Origin of the sequence: Mesorhizobium sp. M7A.F.Ca.MR.148.00.0.0 (genome assembly GCF_003997735.1) — a bacterium.
GTDB lineage: Bacteria > Pseudomonadota > Alphaproteobacteria > Rhizobiales > Rhizobiaceae > Mesorhizobium.
The window spans coordinates 8,804-27,030 of record NZ_RZTB01000078.1 but is presented as its reverse complement, the minus strand read 5'-3'; the positions used below and the strand labels follow the sequence as shown (position 1 = coordinate 27,030).

The following is an 18,227-nucleotide window of genomic DNA, read 5'->3' as shown; positions in this document are numbered from 1 at the left end:
CGCCTGCACGATGCCGGTGTCGCCACCCTGTCCGGTCACGCCGTCGAAGGGGCCGTTGGTTGCGATGGCGTCGGCCGAGGCCTTTTGCGCCACGCCGTCATCCCATTTGCCGACCACCTCGGTGACCTCCCACTTCTTCCCGGACGCGTCGAGAGCCTCATGGATGCCGTTGTGGCGGTCGGTGTCGACCGATGTCCCGGCAACGCCGCGCACTTCGAGCACCTTGCCGCCATTCGGCACATGCGTGACCAACCATTTGCCCCACAGCTCGCCAAGACCCTTCTGGTCGACGTTGACGTTGATGGCGTCCTTGGTGTCGAGAATGTTGTCGAAGGCAACCAGAATGACACCGGCTTCCTTGGCGCGCTTGATCACCGGCCCGAAAGCGGTCGGGTTCTGGGCGTTGACCACGATCGCGTCATAGCCGGAATCAATGAAGTTATTGATCGCCGAGATCTGTGCCGGCACGTCTTCTCCGGTCGAGACGACCTTGAATTCCTTCAGCTTTGCAGCAACGTCCTTCTGGGCTGCATAGGCCTTCGCAGTCTGCACCATCTGGATACGCCACGTGTTGGCGATATAGCCGTTGGCGAGCGCAATGCGGTAAGGGCCGTCCTTCTTGGGGAACTTGAAGAACTGCGTATCCGCAGCCCAGGGTGCGAAGCAATCCGGCTCGGCCGCTGGACCCTTGACGATTTCGGGGCCCGCAGCAATCGCCGACGAGCTCAACATGACGAATGCAGTGGCGGCAACGATGCCACCAACAAGTGACTTGATCATCGATAATCCTCCCGATTGCAGTTCTGATTGTTCGTTTCGCAATGCGAATTTTTCGCGCGATGGACCGGCACCTCCCGCCTCGCCATGCGCTTCCTTGGTCGCCGGTGGTGGCCGACCCGGTTCCTCCCTTGTCGCCGCCAGCGGGCGAAAACTATCATATTATCCATAATAAACAAGTATTAGTTGTCACTTATGTATAATAAACAGGCGCAAACTATCGTTCATACACCTGCCCGGAGGAGATGGTAGCGCTACCAAATTGGCGTGTAAACCGGCATTCGCACAGTCGCTCCTGTGCGTTTCAACGCGCCGTGCTCTCGCGGCGCTTGAGCTCGAAACCGAGGTCGACGATCCGTTGCTCCGGTCTGTTGCCGGCGATCGCCGCCAGCGCCATGGCGACGGCACGCCGGCCGATCTCATAACGAGGGGTGCGGATGCTGGTGACTGAAGGAAACGCCACCTGCATCATGTCGAGATCGTTGAAACCGACGATGCCGATTGTCTTCGGTACCGCGATCGAGGCGCGATGGCATTCGAACAAGACGCCGAGCGCGATGTCGTCATTGTTGCAGAAGACACCGTCGAGTGTCGGCACCTTGGCCAGCGCGTCGCGGAACATCTCGCGGCCAAGCGACACGCTGGACAGCACCGGCGTGGTGGTGACGAGGCGCGGGTCGAACAGGCCCGCGGCCTCCATCGCCGCGCGATAGCCGGCAAGGCGCCGCTGCGAACGCGGATCCATGCGCGCGCCGATGAAGCCGATGCGGCGATAGCCCGCCTCGACCAGATGCTCGGTCGCCGCCCTGCCGCCATCGAGATGCGAGAAGCCGACCATCATGTCGACCGGATCGGGTCCGGTTTCCATGACCTGCACCACAGGGCAGCCGGCACTTTCCAGCAGCTTTCGCGAAGCCGGTGTCTGATCGATGCCGGCGACGATCAGCGCGGCTGGCCGCTGCGAGCCGAACAGCTGCAGCAGCCGCTCTTCCTCGAGGCCGGAATAGTGCGTGTTGCCAAGCTGGATGCGGAACGGGCTGGCCGACAGGCTGTCATAGATGCCGCGCACCACCTCGGCGAAGACGTTGTTGGTCAGCGACGGCACCAGCACGCCGAACACCTCGGCGCGCGCCGAGGCGAGCGCCCGCGCATTCGGGTCCGGCACGTAGCCCAGTTCGTCGACGGCGGCCTGGATCTGGCGGCGCAGCTCTTCGGACACACGCTCCGGCTCGCGCAGGGCGCGCGACACGGTGATGGCGCCGACGCCGGCCTTGCGCGCGACATCCGCGATGGTCGGGCGGCCGCCGCCCCGGCGCGAGCGCGGCTTGGTCAAGGACGCACTCCTGGCGACTGGCTTGTGCAGCCAAGCGCCTTTGGAACCATATTCGGGGTCTTTGCCACCGTCGTCATGCCAAACCGGCCTGTTGCCGCACCCATTCGCCTTCCGGCGTCGCGCAGCCTTGGGTGGTTGTCAAGCCGCGCAGATCCCAGACCATTGGGCACGGTGAGCTCAGGCCATCACGGCTGTGCTGCGCCGTGCCTTCCAGAACAGCAGCCCGATCGCCACCAAGTTCAGCAAATTCCAGGCGATGCCGTTGAGGAACGCAGCGGCGTAGGAACCGGTCAAATCGTAGATCCAGCCCGACATCCAGCCGCCGATCGCCATGCCGAAGATGGTCGCCATCATGACGATACCGATACGCTGGCCGGCCTCCCTGGCCGGCATGTAATCGCGCACTATGATCGCGTAGCAAGGCACGATGCCGCCCTGCGACAGGCCGAACACCAGCGACACCACATAGAGCGAGGCAAGCCCGTCGAACGGGATATAGAACAGCAGCGACAGGCACTGCAGCACCGAGCCGATCATCAATGTCCACACCGCGCCGATCCGGTCGGCGAGGAAGCCGGACGCCAGCCGGCTGACGACGCCGCCGGCCATCATGATCGACAGCATGTCGGCGCCATGCGCCACGCCGTAGCCGAGGTCCATGCAATAGGCGACGATATGCACTTGCGGCATCGACATCGCCACGCAGCAGCCGAGCCCGGCGACGACCAGCAGCACCTGCAAGGCCGCCGGCGACAGCGAGATCGGCTGCACCGACCGGCTTCCGGGTGAACCCGCGACGGCCGCCGCCGGGGCACCGCGCCGCAGCATCAGCACCAGCGGCACCATTGTCACCAGGCAGAAGATGCCGATTGCCGCATAGGTGAAGCGCCAGCCCTCCGCCTTCATCAGCGTCGGCATGATGGTCGGCCACAACGCTCCGGCAAGGTAATTGCCGGCCGCCGCCGCCGTGACCGCGACACCGCGACGACGGTTGAACCAGTGCGAGATATCGGCGATCAGCGGCCCGAAGATCACCGACGTGCCGACACCGATCAGCACTCCTTGGGCAAGCGTGAATTGCAGGATCGAGGTCGACAGCGCCGCGAGCAGCAGGCCGGCGGAAAGCGCAATCGAAGAGAGCAGCGCCGGGATCCAGTAACCCATCCGGTCGATGGCGCGGCCGACCAGCACGTTGCCGGCGGCGAAACCGACCATGGTCGCGGTATAAGGCATGGACGCCGCGGCGCGGTCGACGCCGAACTCGGCCTGCACCGCAGGCAGCACGACGACGACAGCCCACATGCCCACGGCGCCGATCGTCGCCAGCAGCATCGAGATGGCAAGCCGCATCCAGGCATAGGAGCTGTCGATGCCGGGGCCGGGCTGGATGCTGTCGGTTCGAGTCAAGGCGTTTCCTGTCGGCGGTCTCAGAGATCGGCTGCCGTTTGCGCCACTATCGGCGCATTCTCAGGCCGCAGCAGCGCCACAGCGGGCAAATCCGTGGCTCCAGAGCCAGGCCGGAACCGATGCCGATGTGCAGAGTTTTCCCGGCAACCCACCCTGCAAAGGAGTCCAGCGATGACCGCCACCAGGAAAAAATGGTCGGCCGAGGTGACCGAGCACAGCAACGCAATGGATCTTGAGGATCACGTCTTCGAATCCGACGACGCCAGGAAGATCGCCGCCTCGCTGAAACGATCCGCCGAACACAGCCACAGGCGCAAGGCCGAGCCTTTCCAATCCGCCATGTCGATGCTGAATTTTTACATCAACCGCGCCGGCAAGAACTTGCCTGCCGCGCGCAAAAAAGTGCTTGAGGACGCCAAGGACGAACTGCGCAGCGCCTTCGGACGTGACAAGGATGATTAGCGGCGGCCGGTCCTACCGGGCGCGGATGACGCCGTCTGTGTTGGCGAGCAGTTTGCGCACTGCATTGCGCGCGGCGTCGGGGCGCTGCAAGCGGATGTTCTTCTCGATCGCCTCGTGCAGCTTCTGCGCGTGGTTGAGATCGTCGATCTCCCGCGTCGTATAGGCAAAGAGGTGATCGAACGCGGACTCGATCAGTACGCCGAGCGGTACCAGAAGGTCGTTGCCCGAAGCCCGCAGGATGGCAAGATGGAAGCGCGTGTCGGCGCGGGTCCGCTCCTGCAGGCTCGTCGCCTCTCCCATCTCCCGGCAGGCCAGGCTGATCTCGGCCATCTGCTCGTCGGTTCTTCGCATGGCGGCAAACGCGGTCGCTTCCGGCTCGATGATGTGGCGGAATTCCTGCACCGTCTTGAGGAACACTTCGCGATCCGGCGACGTCGCGTACCAGGCAAGCACATCGCGATCGAGCAGGTTCCAGCGTTCCTTCGGCTCGACCCAGCTGCCGATCTTGGGGCGTGAGGCCAAAAGGCTCTTGGCCATCAGCATCTTGATGGCTTCGCGCACCGCCGAGCGGCTGACGCTGAAGGTCTCCGACCATTTCGCTTCATTGGGCAGGATGGTGCCGGGCGGATAGTCGCCGCGCACGATCCTGAGGCCGATTTCGCTGGCCAGCGAGGCGTGGACGCTGGAGCCTGGAATACGCGCGGCGTCCGCCCGGCGAACGCCGCCCGGACGGTCCCCGGAGGCCGCTTTCCCCAACGATTTTTGCTTGTTCGGCTTCGCGTCCCGCATGGGTTCCAGAAAGTCCGTATTAAGCAGGCTGTCAAGCGCGGCAAGCGGCTTGCACCGCAAAGCCGCCCGCTGTGCACAGATCAGCCCCGATTGCTTCGCGGATCAGTCCTGTTTGACGTATTTGCGCCAACCATGCTCCGGGCGGAAGCCCAGCACGTCGCGCGCCTTGCGGTTGGAGAGCAGCGTCTCGTATTCGCCGAGCTCGGCCTTGACCGGCACGCCGGGGTAGAACCGCTTCAGGAGTTCGGCGGTCGGCAGGTCGGACGAGGTGTCGTCATTGGCCGCGTTGAACACCTGATAGCCGAGCCCGTCCTTCTCGATGGCGCGCAGCGTGATCTGGCCAAGGTCGCGCGCGTCGACATAGCTCCAGGCGATGCGCTTGCGGAAACCCGGATCGGCGAACCATTTCGGAAACAGTGAATATTCGTGCGGCTCGATGACGTTGCCGATGCGCAGGGCGTAGATGTCGGTGCCGTTGCGTTGCGCAAAGGCCCGCGCCGTTTTCTCGTTGACGACCTTGGACAAAGCATAGCTGTCCATCGGATCGACATCATACTCCTCGTCGAGCGGGAAATATTTGGGATCGCGCGGCTCGTTGGCGAACACAAGCCCATAGGTCGTCTCGCTGGAGGCGATGATAATTTTGCGGATACCGAGCTTCACCGCCGCCTCGACGACATTGTAGGTGCCGAGCGCATTGATGCGGAACACCTCGTTGTCGGTGGTGATCATGATGCGCGGGATGGCGGCGAAATGCACCACCGCATCGACCGGCTGCGGGCGCAGCGAGGGGTCGAATTCATGCAGGCCCATATAGCTCGACAGTGCGTTGAACACCTGCCCGCTGTCGGTGATGTCGGTAATCAGCGTGCGCACCTTGGGATTGTCGAGCGGCTTGGTGTCGATGTTGAGCACCTGGCAGCCTTGCTCGACCAGATATTGGACGACATGGCGTCCGGCCTTGCCGCTGCCGCCGGTGAACATGATCCGCTTCGTCATTTTGCTCTCCACATCCTCAGGAATTTATGTGTATTGTCAGACAATATCGCCATCCGCAACCACCCTCGCCTGCAAAACGGCAGCGCCTGACATCAATCATTGCAACAGGACTTGAAGACATGAACACGACTGCCGCGAGCGAAAAGATCGGCTTCATCGGGCTCGGCCTTATGGGCCACGGGATCGCCAAGAACATCGTCGACAAGGGCTACAGCCTGACCTTCCTCGGCCGCAAGAACCGCAAACCGGCGGAAGACCTGCTTGGCCGCGGCGCCACGGAAGCATCGACCTCGCGCGATGTGGCGGCGGTATCTGATATCGTCTTCATCTGCGTCACCGGTTCGCGCGAGGTCGAAGCCATCATTCGCGGCCCCGGCGGCCTCAAGGAGGGCTTGAAAAAGGGCTCGGTCGTCGTCGACTGCTCGACCTCCGATCCGGTCTCGACGGTGGCGCTGGCAGAGGAACTCAAGGCGCTCGACATCGATTTTGTCGACGCGCCGCTCAGCCGCACGCCGAAGGAAGCCTGGGAAGGCACGCTCGACGCCATGGTCGGCGCGCCGGACGCCCTCTTTGCCAGGGTGAAGCCGGTGATCGAAACCTGGGCCGGCCGCATCGTCCATATCGGCGACACCGGCGACGGCCATCGCATGAAGCTGCTCAACAATTTCATCTCGCTCGGCTACGCCGCGATCTATTCCGAGGCGCTGGCGCTGGCTGAGAAGGTCGGCATCTCGCCGCCGCGCTTCGACAGCGTCATTCGCAATGGCCGCATGGATTGCGGCTTCTACCAGACTTTCATGCGCTGGACGCTGGAAGGTGACCGCGACGCGCACAAATTCACCATCGCCAATGCCTTCAAGGACCTGACCTATCTGGAATCGATGGCGGGTGCGGCCGGTATTGCCAATCCGCTCGGCAACGCCACCAAGAACTCCTTCGCCGGTGCCCATGCAACCGGGCCGGCCGAGCAATTCGTGCCGATGCTGGCGACGCATATCGCTGGGGTGAACGGTGTCGACCTGATGCCGATGAAGGATGGGAAGAAGCAGACCATTTGACCGATTGCCCAACCCTGGCACCGGTCACCGCCTCCACCGCCCTATCCCATCGTCGGTATCTGCAAGCAGCTTGTGCACGGCGTTGCGCGCGGCGGCTGGGCGCTGCAGGCGGATGTTTTTTTCGATCGCCTCATGCAGCTTCTGCGCCTGGCGCTGATCGGCGACCTGCTGCGTCGTGAATGCGAAGAGATGGTCGAGGGCCGACTCGATCAGCACGCCGAGCGGCACCAGGAGGTCGTTGCCGGAGGCGCGCAGGATGGCCAGATGAAAGCGCGTATCGGCGCGGATACGCTCCTGCAGGCTCAAGGCCTCGCCCATCTCGCGGCAGGCCTGGCTGATTTCCGCCATTTGCTCGTCGCTGCGCCGTATGGCGGCAAAGGCCGACGCTTCCGGTTCGATGATATGACGAAACTCCTGCACGGTTCGCAGGAACGCCTCGCGGTCGGGCGCCGTCGCGTACCACGCCAGCACGTCGCGATCGAGCAGGTTCCAGCGCTCCTTCGGCTCGACCCAGCTGCCGATCTTGGGGCGTGAGGCCAGCAGGCTTTTCGCCATCAGCATCTTGATGGCTTCGCGCACCGCCGAACGGCTGACATTGAAGATCTCGGCCCATCTGGACTCGTTGGGCAGGATGGTGCCGGGCGGATAGTCGCCACGCACGATCCGCAGGCCAATCTCGCCGGCCAGCGAGACATGGACGCTCGCTCCCGCAAAATGCGCGGCACCGGCCTTGCGCATCACAGCCGGGCCGTGGCTGGCTTGTGCCTTGGCCCGGTCGGTTCGCTTGCTTGACTTCTCGTCCGGCATCCACGTTCCAATGCGTCGACCGTCTGTCGTCCGGATTGAGCCGAACCGCACGGGCACCGATCTCGTTGCCGAAAAATCCAGATCACGGGCACGGCAAAGCCGGAGCCGGTTGCCCCAACCATTGCGTCCGTTCGGGAATTATCGCTTCCGTTCAGGAATGACGGGGCGCCCGCAACCGGGCGCCCCGAAATCGAGAACCTACTTCTGGATGCAGGTGTCGACCGTATCCTTGGTGCACTCGTCGAGGCCGGTGAACACCGGATCGGCGACTGCCTTGCCTTCGATCAGGTCGATCATCACCGACGGTGCCTTGTAGCCCATTTCGAACGGCCGCTGGCCGACCAGAGCCGTCACGAGGCCGTCACGAGCGATCGCCACTTCGTCGCCGATCGTGTCGGCGGCGCCGATGACGAAGTCGTTGCTGGCGATCCGGTCCTTGAGCGGTCCGAACAGATCGCGATAGGGCTGCGGCGCCCCGAACAGCGGCCAGCCGCCCATGATGCCGAAGGCGTCCAGCTTGGGGTTGGCGGCGAGGATGTCGGTCATCGCCTGCACGCCCTTGGCGCCGTCGTCATTGGTGAACACCGGGCAGCCGGGAACTTCGGTCCAGCCACCTTCACCCGCAAGTGCGGCAAGGCCTTCCTTGCCCGACAGTGCGTCACGCATGCCTTGCGCACGGCGCAGGATGTTGTCGGCCGCCGGGTTGCCTTCGATGGTGCAGATCGTGCCACCATTCGGCTTGCCCTTCTTGATGTACTCGCCGATCTTCTTGCCCATCAGGTAATTGTCGGTACCGAGATAGGTCTTGCGAAGACCTGCGTCTTCCTTGCTGAGATCGGCATCGACCGTCATGATCGGGATCGTCGGATTGGCGCTCTTGATCGTCTGCGCGATCAGCGGCGCGTTGGACGGCGAGATGGCCATCGCCACCGTGTCGGCTTTGCTCAGCATGTCCTGGACGATCTGCGCCTCGCCGGCCTCGTCCGAAGTCGACGCCGGACCGGTGTAGAAGCATTCATATTCCGAGCTGGCGTTTTCCTTGTTCCATTTCTCGCAGCCCTGGTGGATGGCCTCGAAGAACGGATTGTCGAGACCTTTCACGACAATGACGAGCTGTTTCTTGGCCAAAGCCGGCCCGGCACCCAACGCCATGGCGGCGACGGCGGCGAGCAAAAGTGTCTTCCTCATGTCAGTCCTCCCTTGAAACAAACGGACACGGCGTGCCCGCCATACAGATCGACCGGATGCGTGATGACCGAGGGTCGTTTCGAGCGCTCGTGTCGCCAGGACAGATCGATAAGCATTTCCAGATTCGGCTTCAGATCAGCTCACACACAGGTGTCGCCGGATGCTGGGCCGTCAAACCTCCGCCGATTCCGGCCGGCGAACCGCCAGCGGGGATCGGCATAATCTCCTCCGACGCTTAGCTAATATCGGCTTGGCGCCAACGTCAATGCTATTTGTCCTACAAAACGGATTTTTAAAATAGTCCTGGCCCAATTCGTCCGACAATTGATTGACGTGCGCCGGCTTTTGCGTAAAAGAACGCTAACGCCGTCTTCGGGAGGAGCCGGGGAGAGCGAGGCCTAAGCAGCGTCGGCGTCCACGCCGGGAACAGCGGCAGGTCGCAAATCACGGGGAGGCAAAGGCTGGTGGCGGTTCTCGAACTCACCAACATCTCAAGGCATTTCGGCGCCATCCAGGCTGTCAACGACGTTTCGCTGTCGATCGAGCCCGGACAGGTGGTCGGCCTCATGGGCGACAACGGCGCCGGCAAGTCGACGCTGGTCAAGATGATCGCCGGCAATTTCCGCCCGAGCCATGGCACCATGCACATGGACGGCAAGGAATTGATCCTGCACAAGCCGGCGGAAGCCCGCCAGCACGGCATCGAGATCGTCCACCAGGACCTTGCGCTCTGCAACAATCTGACCGCCGCCGCCAACGTCTATCTCGGCCGCGAGCTGCGGCGCGGCGTGGGGCCGTTCCGCATCCTCGACTATGCCTCGATGTACAAGCGCGCCGGCCAGCTCTTCGCCGAATTGAAGTCCGAAACCCGTCCGCGCGATCTCGTCAAGCAGATGTCGGGTGGCCAGCGCCAGGCGGTGGCCATCGCCCGCACCATGCTGTCGCAGGCCAAGATCGTGCTGATGGACGAACCGACGGCGGCGATCTCAGTGCGCCAGGTCGCCGAAGTGCTGAACCTGATCCGTCATTTGCGCGATCAGGGCATCGCCGTCGTGCTGATCAGCCACCGAATGCCTGACGTCTTCACCGTCGCCGACCGCGTCATCGTCATGCGGCGCGGCCGCAAGGTCGCCGACAAGACGATTGCGTCGAGCTCGCCCGAGGAAGTCACCGGGCTGATCACCGGCGCCATCGAACAGGTTTGATTTCAGCGAATTTCACCACGCACAGCATATGAAGGTCGACGATGGCACTGACAATTGACCAGCCGATCGAACACAAGCAGCAATCCTTGGCCGCGAGAGTGTTTGCCAGCCAGACCTTCTGGGTGGTGATCGCGGTCATCCTTGCCTGCGTGTTCCTATCGTTTGCCACCGACGCCTTCGCCACCTCGAAGAACCTCTACAACATCACCCGCAACATCACCTTCGTCGCCATCATCGCGCTCGGCATGACCTTCGTCATCATCACCGGCGGCATCGACCTGTCGGTTGGCTCGGTACTATGCCTGTCGTCAATGGTGCTGGCCGTCACCATGCATGCCGGCTACTCGATCGAGGTCGGCATCCTGGCCTCCATTGCCACCGCGCTCGCCATTGGCGCCTTTAACGGCGTGCTGATCGCCTATCTCGGCTTTCCACCCTTTGTGGTGACGCTCGGCATGTTGTCGATCGCCCGCAGCCTCGCCATGGTCGCCTCCAACAACACCGTCGTCTTCCAGTTCGGGCCGGACCACGCCAAGCTTCTGTCATTGGGCGGCGGCGCCTGGGTGTTCGGCATCGCCAATCCGGTGCTTTACATGATCCTTCTGGCGCTGATCACCGGCTTTATCCTGCGCTGGACGAAGTTCGGCCGCCACATCTTTGCCATTGGCGGCAACGAGCACGCGGCAACGCTGACCGGCGTTCCGGTGCGCCAGATCAAGGTTGCCGTCTACATGATCTCGGCGCTGTCGGCCGGCATTGCCGGCATCATCCAGACCGGCTGGCTGGGCGCCGTCACCACCAATCTTGGCACCGGCATGGAGCTGCAGGTAATCGCCGCAACCGTCATCGGCGGCGCCAATCTGGCTGGCGGCGTCGGCACCGCCTTTGGCGCCATCGTCGGTGCGGCCCTGATCGAAGTGATCCGCAACAGTCTCGGCCTGCTCGGCATCAATGCCTTCTGGCAAGGCGTGTTCATCGGCGGCGCCATCCTGCTGGCGGTGCTGTTCGACCGCATCCGCAATTTCCGCCGCAGTGACTAGAACCATGATCCCGAAAAGTGGAAACCGGTTTTCTCGGACAAACGGAACCGTTTATCCGGAGATCATGGTCAAACAAAAGACGGTTTGATGGCCAACTCCCTGTTCAGCCTCGAGGGGCGGCTGGCGCTGGTGACTGGCTCCGGCCAGGGCATCGGCTTCGCGCTGGCTCGGGGTATGGCTGAACATGGGGCAAGCGTGGTGCTGAACGGCCGCGACGCTGCCAGGATCGACAGCGCCGTCGAAAAGCTGCGCAATGCCGGCTTCAAGGCGCATGCCTCGACCTTCGACGTCACCGATTTTCAGGCGGTCAACGAGGACATTGCCCGCATCGAGGCCGAGATCGGCGCCATCGACATCCTCATCAACAATGCCGGCGTGCAGTTCCGCGCCCCGCTCGAGGACTTTCCCGAGGAGCAATGGGAGCGCCTGTTCAAGACCAATGTGTCGGGCGCCTTCCATGTCGGCAAGGCGGTCGCCCGCCACATGATTCCGCGCGGCAAGGGCAAGATCATCAACATCGGCTCGGTGCAGAGCGAACTGGCAAGGCCGAACATCGCACCATACACCGCGACCAAGGGCGCGATCCGCAACCTGACAAGGGGTATGTGCGCCGACTGGGCGAGATACGGCCTGCAGATCAATGCGATCGCGCCCGGCTATTTCCGCACCGAGATGAACCAGGCGCTGGTCGACAATCCGGAATTCTCCGCCTGGCTGGAAAAGCGCACGCCCGCCGGACGCTGGGGCGCTGTCGACGAGCTGATCGGCGCCGCCGTGTTCCTTGCGTCCGACGCATCGTCTTTCGTCAACGGCCATACACTGTATGTCGATGGCGGCATGACGGCTTCGGTTTGAGGGGCGTTCTTCCCTTGTGGGAGGAGAGGAAACCTATCGCTCAGTCTGAAAATCCGGCCGCATCGGCCGTCATTCGCCCTCGCCGCCCCCGCGCGTCTTGACGCGGCCCCGAACTCAGCCGCACAATCCCTGTTGCAGACGAAGGGAGGCCAGTCGTCTGCGGGAGGATATACCCATGACGGAAGCGATCAGGCTCTACTGGGGCCGGTTCGGACATGTATCTATCCTGAATGTCGCAAGCGACTTCGTCACCCATGCCCATGTCGAGGCCCATCTGATCATCTGGCTGGAAGGTACGGCCGGCGAAATGACCATCGGCCGCGAGACCGTCCGGCTTGGACCTGGAACGGCCGCCGGCATCAACTCCTTCCAGCCGCACAGCCATGTTCTGTCGCAAAACGGGACGCCCGGTCTGTTTCTCGCCTTCTACATCGATCCCGACTGGGCGCGGCGCCGCCGCGACCTGCCTTCGTCGGCACCGCTGTTTTCACAAGCCGCGATCACGCTGGAACCGTGGCTGCATCAGGCCGCCGCCAATCTGCTCGACCACCTCAGCGACAATGAGAGCGTCGACGATATCGCCAACTACGAGATCGAGCGTTTCATCGATAGCGTGCTCGACGCCGCCGACGCCTCGGCGCCGCAGGAGGCCCGTGTCCGCATCAACACCATGCAGGATTTCCGTGTCCGCAAGGCAATCCAGCTGATGAAGGCCAATGTCTGCGAGCGCATCTGCTTCGACGACGTGGCGCGCAGCGTCGGCCTGTCGCGACCGCATTTCTTCGCTTTGTTCAAGGAACAGACCAATCTGACGCCCAATGTCTACTGGAACACGCTGCGCATGGAGGAAGCGGTGCGGCAGCTGCAATGGTCGCGGGAGCCGCTGATCTCGGTCGCCTGCAATCTCGGTTTCACCACGCAGGGCAATTTCTCGCGTTTTTTCCGCGACCATGTCGGTGTGCCGCCGACGCTCTACCGCGAGGCCGCGCGGGCGATTGCCTGAGCCTGTCCTCGTTCAGTCAAGGTCGACTGTTTTTCAGACTCCTTGATACACGCTCAAGACGCATTGATAAGCGTCGCTGAAATGGCCGCCCTACCCTTGCACCGGATCGCTTTTGCAAGGGAACATTTGAATGGCCAAAGTCACCATATCCAGCGTCATCGACGCGCCGGTCGAAAAGGTCTGGGCGCGCATACGCGACTTCAACGGCCTGCCGGGCTGGCATCCGCGCATGGTGGAGAGCCACATTGAAGACGGCAAGGACGCCACCACGATCGGCTGCGTGCGCAATTTCCAGCTCGCCAGCGGCGCCCGCCTGCGCGAAAAGCTGCTCGACTTCTCCGATCAGAATTTCCTGGTCAGCTACTCCATCCTCGAGACGCCGCAACCGCTGACCAATCACAAGGCGACCCTGCAGCTGCGGCGTGTGACCGATGGCGACCGCACCTACGCCGAATGGACCGCCAGCTTCGATGCCGCGCCCGAGGAGGCAGGCAAGCTGGCCGAGGGCATGGGCGCGAATGTCTTTCAGGGCGGCTTCAACGCCCTGAAAAGCCATTTCGCCGGCCAGAGCTGACAGGAGCCAAACCATGGCGCTGGCACTGCAGACCTTTGCAACGGTGAAAGACGCGAACGCGGCACTGAAAGCCCATGGCACACGCTATCTCGGCGGCGGCACGCTGGTCGTCCGCGCGGCCAATGAAGGCGATGTTTCGGTTTCCGGCCTTGTCAGGTCGACCGAGCCGTCTTTGTCCACCATCGCTGTTGCCGGCGGCAAAGTCCGCATCGGCGCTTCGGTGACGATGGCGGCGATCGCCAGTCATCCGGAGCTCGGCACGCTCGCCAAGGCCGCCCGCGCCGTCGGCGGCCCGGCCATCCGCAACATGGCGACCATCGGCGGCAATCTTTTTGCCCCGGCCCCCTATGGCGATTTCGCCGTTGCCCTGCTGGCGCTCGATGCGACGGTCGGCACCGATGACGGGCAAACGCCGATCGAGACTTTTCTGGCCAATCGGGACGGCAGCCGCGCCGTCGTCACTTCCGTAAGCTTCACGTTTCCGAAGACCGACAGTTTCCGCTTCCTGAAAGTGTCGAGGGTCAAGCCCAAGGGCGTCTCTGTGCTCAGCATAGCCGCTGTTCTGGAACTGTCGTCGGATGGCACCGTGACCTCGGCGCGGATCGCGCTCGGCTGCATGGCGGATCGGCCAATGCGCGCCAGGGCGGCGGAAAAAGCGCTGATCGGCCGAACGCTGACCGCTGACGGCATCGCGCCGGCCTTGGCCGCGGCCGGCGATGGCATCTCGCCGATCACCGACCCGATCGCCAGCGCCTGGTATCGCGCCGAAGTCCTGCCGGTTCATCTCGGCCGGTTACTGCTCGCATAATATTTCGTTCGGGGCGCGCGTCTGTCCGCTGGTTCGGGCAGGCGCGCTGGGAGGAAAACATGGCAAAGGTTCCGGTTCAATTCACGCTCAATGGCTCGGAAAAGGCCGAATTCATCGACAGCGGCACGACGCTGCTCCACGCTCTGCGCGACAAGATCGGCGACACCTCGCCGAAAGGCGGCTGCCATCAAGGCACCTGCGGCGCCTGTTCGGTCATCATCGACGGTGAACTCAGGCTCTCCTGCCTGACGCTTGCCGAGACCTGCAATGGGGCGGCCATCAGCACGACTTCAGGGCTTTCGGAAAGCGGCGTGCTGCACCCGCTGCAGCGCGCCTTCCTCGACACCTTCGCCACGCAATGCGGCTTCTGCACGCCGGGCATGATCATGGCGGCCAAGGTGCTGCTCGACCACACGCCCAACCCCAGCCGCGACGAGGTGGTCGAGGCGCTATCGGGCAACATCTGCCGTTGCACCGGCTACGAACCGATCATCAAGGCGGTGCTGACTGCCGCCCGCGACAATTCGCAGAACGCGGCCTGAGGGGTCCAAAAGAATGGAACTGCGCAAGAACTACTTCGCCGATGTCCGCAAAGATGATCTGCACGAGATCGGCCAACCTCGGCCGCGCTCCGATTCACCCGGCCATGTCACCGGCAAGACCGCCTTTTTCGCCGACCGCAATTTCCCCGGCATGCTGCACCTGAAGATGGTACGCAGCCCGCATCACCATGCCCGCATCCGCTCGATCGACACGTCGGAGGCGGAAAAGCATCCGGGTGTGGTGAAAATTCTGACGGCCAAGGACGTGCCGCACAATGTCTACACCATCCTGATCCTGATCCAGGTCGGGCCGGAGGACGAGACGGTGCTTGCCGACGGCAAGGTGCGCTGGAAGGGCGAGGCCGTGGTGGCGGTGCTGGCCGAAACCGAGCGTGCCGCGCAAGAGGCCGCAGCCAAGGTCAAGGTCGACTATGAGGTGCTGCCGGCCGTCTTCGATATGGAAGAGGCGCTGAAGCCTGGCGCGCCGCTGGTCAACGAATATCACGGCCAGAATTATTATCTCTACGACAGCGGCGAGTGCCGCAAGGTGCGCTTCGGCGACGTCGAGGCGGGCTTCGCCGGCGCCGACCACATATTGGAGGAGAGCTACCAGTCCTCGCCGATCGAGCACGCGCCGACCGAGACCACCGGCTGCGTGGTGGCACCCGAGGGCAATGACCGCTTCACCTGCTACACCAACACGCAGGCGATGTTCTTCACGCTCGACAACACCTCGATCATCCTGCAGATGCCGGGCAGCAAACTGCATTTCGTCGGCGGCACCGTCGGCGGCGGTTTTGGCGGCAAGGTCGACGTCATCGTCGAGCCGATCGCCATCCTCGGCGCAAAATTAACAGGACGACCAGTCTGTTTTATCTACAGCCGCGAGGAGGAGATGCAGATCTCGTCGCCACGCGCCGCTGAAAAGGTCGTCATCAAGGACGGCGTCATGAAGGACGGCCGCATCGTCGCGCGCAAGGTCACTGGCTACACCGATGCCGGCGCCTATTCGCGCCACTCGCCCTATGGCGCGCAGAAGGGCGCGGGGCACTATCCCGGCCCCTACACTATCCCGAACGTCTGGATCGACACCTACTGCGTCTACACCAACCGCACGCCCTCCTCCGCCATGCGCGGCTTCGGCGTCACCATCGGCGACTTCGCGCTGGAGGTGCAGATGGACAAGCTGGCGCGGCTGATCGGCATGGACCCGCTCGAATTCCGCTTCATCAACGCCTATCGCGACGGCGACATGAAGGCGCACCGCCAGCCGACCGAGGGCGCGGCGCTGATCGAGTGCATGCAGGAAGCCTCGCGCGCCGCCAACTGGCCGGTGGCGGAAAAGTACATGGCGATGTCGTCCTACGTGAAGGGAGCTTGAGATGGCGATCAGGCGCGGACGCGGCGTTGCCGCGATCAACTATCCCACAGGCATGAACCTCGGCGGCGACCCGACGCAGGCGCTGGTGCATTCGACGCCGACAGGCAATTTCATGGTGACGCTGTCATCGGTCGATCTCGGCCAGGGCATGAAGCAGATCATGGCGCAGATCTGCGCGGAGACGATCGGCGTGCCGACCGACCGTGTCGTCGTCGACACCGCCGACACCGACACCGGCCCGCACTGCATGGGCACGTTCGCCTCGCGCGGCACCCACCGCGCCGGCAACGCCGTCATCCAGGCGGCAAGGGAAGCCCGCCAGGTGATGCTGGAAGTGGCGGCCGAGGAGCTGGAGGTCAACGCCTCCGACCTCGAGACCGATGGCCAGGGCAATATACTGGTCAAAGGTGCGCCGCAAAAATCGATCTCGATCTTCGATGTCGCGCTGTCGGCGCATTTCAAGCGAGGCCGCTCGATCTCCGGTCGCGGCATGTTCCTGATCCCGCGCTCCTATCCCGAGAAAGAAACCGGCGCGATGAAGCCGTCGACCTGTTATGCCCATGCCTGCACGGTGGCCGAGGTCGAGGTCGACGACGAGACCGGCGAGGTTACCGTGCTGACGGTGAAGAACGTCTTCGAGATCGGCCGCGCGCTGAACCCAAAGATGGTCGAACAGCAGCTGGTCGGCGGTTCGTGGATGGGCATCAGCCATGCGCTCTACGAGACGACCGAGCCCTATTATCCCAACCGCGATCATGGCGGCACCGACTTCAACCAGTATCTGATGCCGGGTCCCGGCGACCTCGCCGAGACCGAGATCATCGTGCTGGAGCGGCCATCGGCGGACGGACCATACGGCGCCAAAGGGCCGGGCGAAATGTGCGCCAACCCACAGATCCCGGCGGTCGCCAATGCCGTCTTCGACGCCGTCGGCGTGCGCATCGACACGCTGCCGATCACGCCGGAGCGCATCCTGCGCGCGCTGAAGGCGCAAGCGGCGAACTGAGGGCCGAAATGACCGGGACAAGCGCCGAGACATCAGCGACCTCGCCGGAGGCGGTGGCGCAGCATCTGGCCGCCTCGCGCTATCTGGCCGATGAAAGCCTTTCGACCGCCATCTTCCTGGCAATCCGGCTGGGCAAGCCGCTGCTGCTCGAAGGCGCGCCGGGCGTCGGCAAGACGGAAGCGGCCAAAGCGATCGCCGAGCTGCTCGGCCGCGATCTGGTGCGGCTGCAATGTTATGAAGGCATCGACGCCGCGCACGCGCTCTACGAATGGAACTACCAGCGCCAACTGCTTGCCATCCGCCATGCCGGCGAGCATGAGATCGACATCTACGACGACCGTTTCCTGATCGCACGACCGCTGCTGCAGGTGCTGAAGGCGCCCGAGCAGCGCGTGCTGCTGGTCGACGAGATCGACCGCTCGGACTACGAATTCGAAGCGCTGCTTTTGGAATTCCTCTCCGACTTCCAGATCAGCATTCCCGAGCGCGGCACCATCCGCGCCGCCGCACAGCCGATCGTCATCCTGACCTCGAACCGCACCCGCGAGCTCGCCGAAGCGCTGCGCCGCCGCTGCGTCTACCACTGGATCGGCTATCCCGACGCCGAGCGCGAGGCCGCCATCATCATGCTGCGCGCCGGCAATGTGGCTGAAGCAACGGCGCGCGCCGTGGCGACAGCCGTGCAGACCATTCGCGCTCGGCCGCTGGCCAAGCCGCCCGGCATCGCCGAGGCCGTCGAATGGGCCAACGCGGCGACCATCCTGGAGAGAGGCGGCAGCCCGTGGCCGGAAGCCTTCCGCCGCGCCATCGGCGTGCTGATCAAGGACGAGGAGGACCTCTCCTACATCGCACCGGAGCTTGGCCGGATTGTCGAGGAGGCGCTGGCGTGACGCGGGAGGTCATTTTGCAATGCTGGCGGGAGAGCGCCCCCCTCTGCCCTGCCGGGCATCTCCCCCTCAAGGGGGGAGATCGGATGTCATCCCCGCTTTCGCT

General features: G+C 63.5%; 19 protein-coding genes. 12 read left to right on the top strand and 7 right to left on the bottom strand.

Annotated features, from left to right (window positions below):
- From EOB49_RS23565 to EOB49_RS23555, 3 genes are all read right to left on the bottom strand, one after another.
- Nucleotides 1-780: substrate-binding domain-containing protein (locus EOB49_RS23565; protein WP_127382378.1), on the bottom strand; the 780-nt coding region annotated here is incomplete at its 3' end.
- Nucleotides 781-1,081: 301 nt separating this feature from the next.
- The gene (locus EOB49_RS23560) at nt 1,082-2,110 is read right to left on the bottom strand and encodes a LacI family DNA-binding transcriptional regulator (RefSeq protein ID WP_127382377.1); all 1,029 of its coding nucleotides are present in this window, start codon (nt 2,108-2,110) and stop codon (nt 1,082-1,084) included.
- A gap of 177 nt (nt 2,111-2,287) precedes the next feature.
- Nucleotides 2,288-3,517, bottom strand: a complete 1,230-nt coding sequence (locus tag EOB49_RS23555; protein WP_127382376.1) for an MFS transporter — start codon at nt 3,515-3,517, stop codon at nt 2,288-2,290.
- 171 nt (nt 3,518-3,688) lie between these two features.
- On the opposite strand from EOB49_RS23555, the gene EOB49_RS23550 reads away from it, so the two are divergent.
- The gene (locus tag EOB49_RS23550) at nt 3,689-3,979 is read left to right on the top strand and encodes a DUF3175 domain-containing protein (protein ID WP_024501537.1); all 291 of its coding nucleotides are present in this window, start codon (nt 3,689-3,691) and stop codon (nt 3,977-3,979) included.
- A gap of 12 nt (nt 3,980-3,991) precedes the next feature.
- Here the strand turns inward: EOB49_RS23550 and EOB49_RS23545 are convergent, their stop codons facing one another.
- Both EOB49_RS23545 and EOB49_RS23540 read right to left on the bottom strand, forming a co-directional pair.
- Entirely contained in the window at nt 3,992-4,768 is a 777-nt protein-coding gene (locus tag EOB49_RS23545; RefSeq protein ID WP_127382375.1) for a FadR/GntR family transcriptional regulator, read from the bottom strand.
- A 102-nt stretch (nt 4,769-4,870) separates the two neighbouring features.
- Nucleotides 4,871-5,767 carry an NAD(P)-dependent oxidoreductase gene (locus EOB49_RS23540; RefSeq protein WP_127322175.1) on the bottom strand — a complete coding sequence of 299 codons (897 nt, stop codon included), beginning with the start codon at nt 5,765-5,767 and terminating at the stop codon, nt 4,871-4,873.
- Nucleotides 5,768-5,886: 119 nt separating this feature from the next.
- Between EOB49_RS23540 and EOB49_RS23535 the strand changes: the two genes are divergently transcribed.
- Complete coding sequence (locus EOB49_RS23535) at nt 5,887-6,825, top strand: NAD(P)-dependent oxidoreductase (RefSeq protein WP_127382374.1); 939 nt, start codon at nt 5,887-5,889, stop codon at nt 6,823-6,825.
- Nucleotides 6,826-6,849: 24 nt separating this feature from the next.
- Here EOB49_RS23535 and EOB49_RS23530 read toward each other — a convergent pair whose 3' ends face one another.
- Together EOB49_RS23530 and EOB49_RS23525 are read right to left on the bottom strand one after the other, a co-directional pair.
- Nucleotides 6,850-7,632, bottom strand: coding sequence for a FadR/GntR family transcriptional regulator (locus EOB49_RS23530; protein ID WP_127322177.1), 783 nt, complete (start codon nt 7,630-7,632; stop codon nt 6,850-6,852).
- Nucleotides 7,633-7,830: 198 nt separating this feature from the next.
- A complete protein-coding gene (locus tag EOB49_RS23525; RefSeq protein ID WP_023813244.1) occupies nt 7,831-8,820 on the bottom strand; it encodes a sugar-binding protein in 990 nt (329 codons plus the stop codon).
- Between the two features lie 464 nt (nt 8,821-9,284).
- Here EOB49_RS23525 and EOB49_RS23520 point away from each other — a divergent pair, with 464 nt between their 5' ends.
- The 10 genes from EOB49_RS23520 (at nt 9,285) to EOB49_RS23475 (ending at nt 18,124) form a co-directional block, all read left to right on the top strand.
- A complete protein-coding gene (locus EOB49_RS23520) occupies nt 9,285-10,025 on the top strand; it encodes an ATP-binding cassette domain-containing protein (protein WP_013530854.1) in 741 nt (246 codons plus the stop codon).
- Between the two features lie 41 nt (nt 10,026-10,066).
- A complete protein-coding gene (locus tag EOB49_RS23515; RefSeq protein WP_127266789.1) occupies nt 10,067-11,065 on the top strand; it encodes an ABC transporter permease in 999 nt (332 codons plus the stop codon).
- Nucleotides 11,066-11,152: 87 nt separating this feature from the next.
- The gene (locus tag EOB49_RS23510) at nt 11,153-11,920 is read left to right on the top strand and encodes an SDR family oxidoreductase (RefSeq protein ID WP_127382373.1); all 768 of its coding nucleotides are present in this window, start codon (nt 11,153-11,155) and stop codon (nt 11,918-11,920) included.
- 175 nt (nt 11,921-12,095) lie between these two features.
- Nucleotides 12,096-12,923, top strand: a complete 828-nt coding sequence (locus tag EOB49_RS23505) for an AraC family transcriptional regulator (RefSeq protein WP_127266791.1) — start codon at nt 12,096-12,098, stop codon at nt 12,921-12,923.
- A 130-nt stretch (nt 12,924-13,053) separates the two neighbouring features.
- Nucleotides 13,054-13,497, top strand: a complete 444-nt coding sequence (locus tag EOB49_RS23500) for an SRPBCC family protein (protein ID WP_127382372.1) — start codon at nt 13,054-13,056, stop codon at nt 13,495-13,497.
- Between the two features lie 13 nt (nt 13,498-13,510).
- Nucleotides 13,511-14,305 (top strand): FAD binding domain-containing protein, encoded by a 795-nt coding sequence (locus tag EOB49_RS23495; protein ID WP_127382371.1) that lies wholly within the window; start codon nt 13,511-13,513, stop codon nt 14,303-14,305.
- A 59-nt stretch (nt 14,306-14,364) separates the two neighbouring features.
- Complete coding sequence (locus EOB49_RS23490) at nt 14,365-14,847, top strand: (2Fe-2S)-binding protein (protein ID WP_127382370.1); 483 nt, start codon at nt 14,365-14,367, stop codon at nt 14,845-14,847.
- A gap of 13 nt (nt 14,848-14,860) precedes the next feature.
- A complete protein-coding gene (locus EOB49_RS38645) occupies nt 14,861-16,228 on the top strand; it encodes a xanthine dehydrogenase family protein molybdopterin-binding subunit (protein WP_127266795.1) in 1,368 nt (455 codons plus the stop codon).
- A 1-nt stretch (nt 16,229) separates the two neighbouring features.
- Complete coding sequence (locus EOB49_RS38640) at nt 16,230-17,234, top strand: molybdopterin cofactor-binding domain-containing protein (RefSeq protein WP_023756899.1); 1,005 nt, start codon at nt 16,230-16,232, stop codon at nt 17,232-17,234.
- An 8-nt stretch (nt 17,235-17,242) separates the two neighbouring features.
- Nucleotides 17,243-18,124, top strand: coding sequence for a MoxR family ATPase (locus EOB49_RS23475; protein WP_127382369.1), 882 nt, complete (start codon nt 17,243-17,245; stop codon nt 18,122-18,124).
- Nucleotides 18,125-18,227 lie beyond the last annotated feature (103 nt).

Bases quoted from the DNA above. Each gene is read 5' to 3' on its own strand.
- EOB49_RS23550 (WP_024501537.1), top strand. From the start codon at position 3,689: ATGACCGCCACCAGGAAAAAATGGTCGGCCGAGGTGACCGAGCACAGC.
- EOB49_RS23545 (WP_127382375.1), bottom strand. From the start codon at position 4,768: ATGCGGGACGCGAAGCCGAACAAGCAAAAATCGTTGGGGAAAGCGGCC.
- EOB49_RS23540 (WP_127322175.1), bottom strand. From the start codon at position 5,767: ATGACGAAGCGGATCATGTTCACCGGCGGCAGCGGCAAGGCCGGACGC.
- EOB49_RS23535 (WP_127382374.1), top strand. From the start codon at position 5,887: ATGAACACGACTGCCGCGAGCGAAAAGATCGGCTTCATCGGGCTCGGC.
- EOB49_RS23530 (WP_127322177.1), bottom strand. From the start codon at position 7,632: ATGCCGGACGAGAAGTCAAGCAAGCGAACCGACCGGGCCAAGGCACAA.
- EOB49_RS23525 (WP_023813244.1), bottom strand. From the start codon at position 8,820: ATGAGGAAGACACTTTTGCTCGCCGCCGTCGCCGCCATGGCGTTGGGT.
- EOB49_RS23515 (WP_127266789.1), top strand. From the start codon at position 10,067: ATGGCACTGACAATTGACCAGCCGATCGAACACAAGCAGCAATCCTTG.
- EOB49_RS23510 (WP_127382373.1), top strand. From the start codon at position 11,153: ATGGCCAACTCCCTGTTCAGCCTCGAGGGGCGGCTGGCGCTGGTGACT.
- EOB49_RS23505 (WP_127266791.1), top strand. From the start codon at position 12,096: ATGACGGAAGCGATCAGGCTCTACTGGGGCCGGTTCGGACATGTATCT.
- EOB49_RS23500 (WP_127382372.1), top strand. From the start codon at position 13,054: ATGGCCAAAGTCACCATATCCAGCGTCATCGACGCGCCGGTCGAAAAG.
- EOB49_RS23495 (WP_127382371.1), top strand. From the start codon at position 13,511: ATGGCGCTGGCACTGCAGACCTTTGCAACGGTGAAAGACGCGAACGCG.
- EOB49_RS23490 (WP_127382370.1), top strand. From the start codon at position 14,365: ATGGCAAAGGTTCCGGTTCAATTCACGCTCAATGGCTCGGAAAAGGCC.
- EOB49_RS38645 (WP_127266795.1), top strand. From the start codon at position 14,861: ATGGAACTGCGCAAGAACTACTTCGCCGATGTCCGCAAAGATGATCTG.
- EOB49_RS38640 (WP_023756899.1), top strand. From the start codon at position 16,230: ATGGCGATCAGGCGCGGACGCGGCGTTGCCGCGATCAACTATCCCACA.
- EOB49_RS23475 (WP_127382369.1), top strand. From the start codon at position 17,243: ATGACCGGGACAAGCGCCGAGACATCAGCGACCTCGCCGGAGGCGGTG.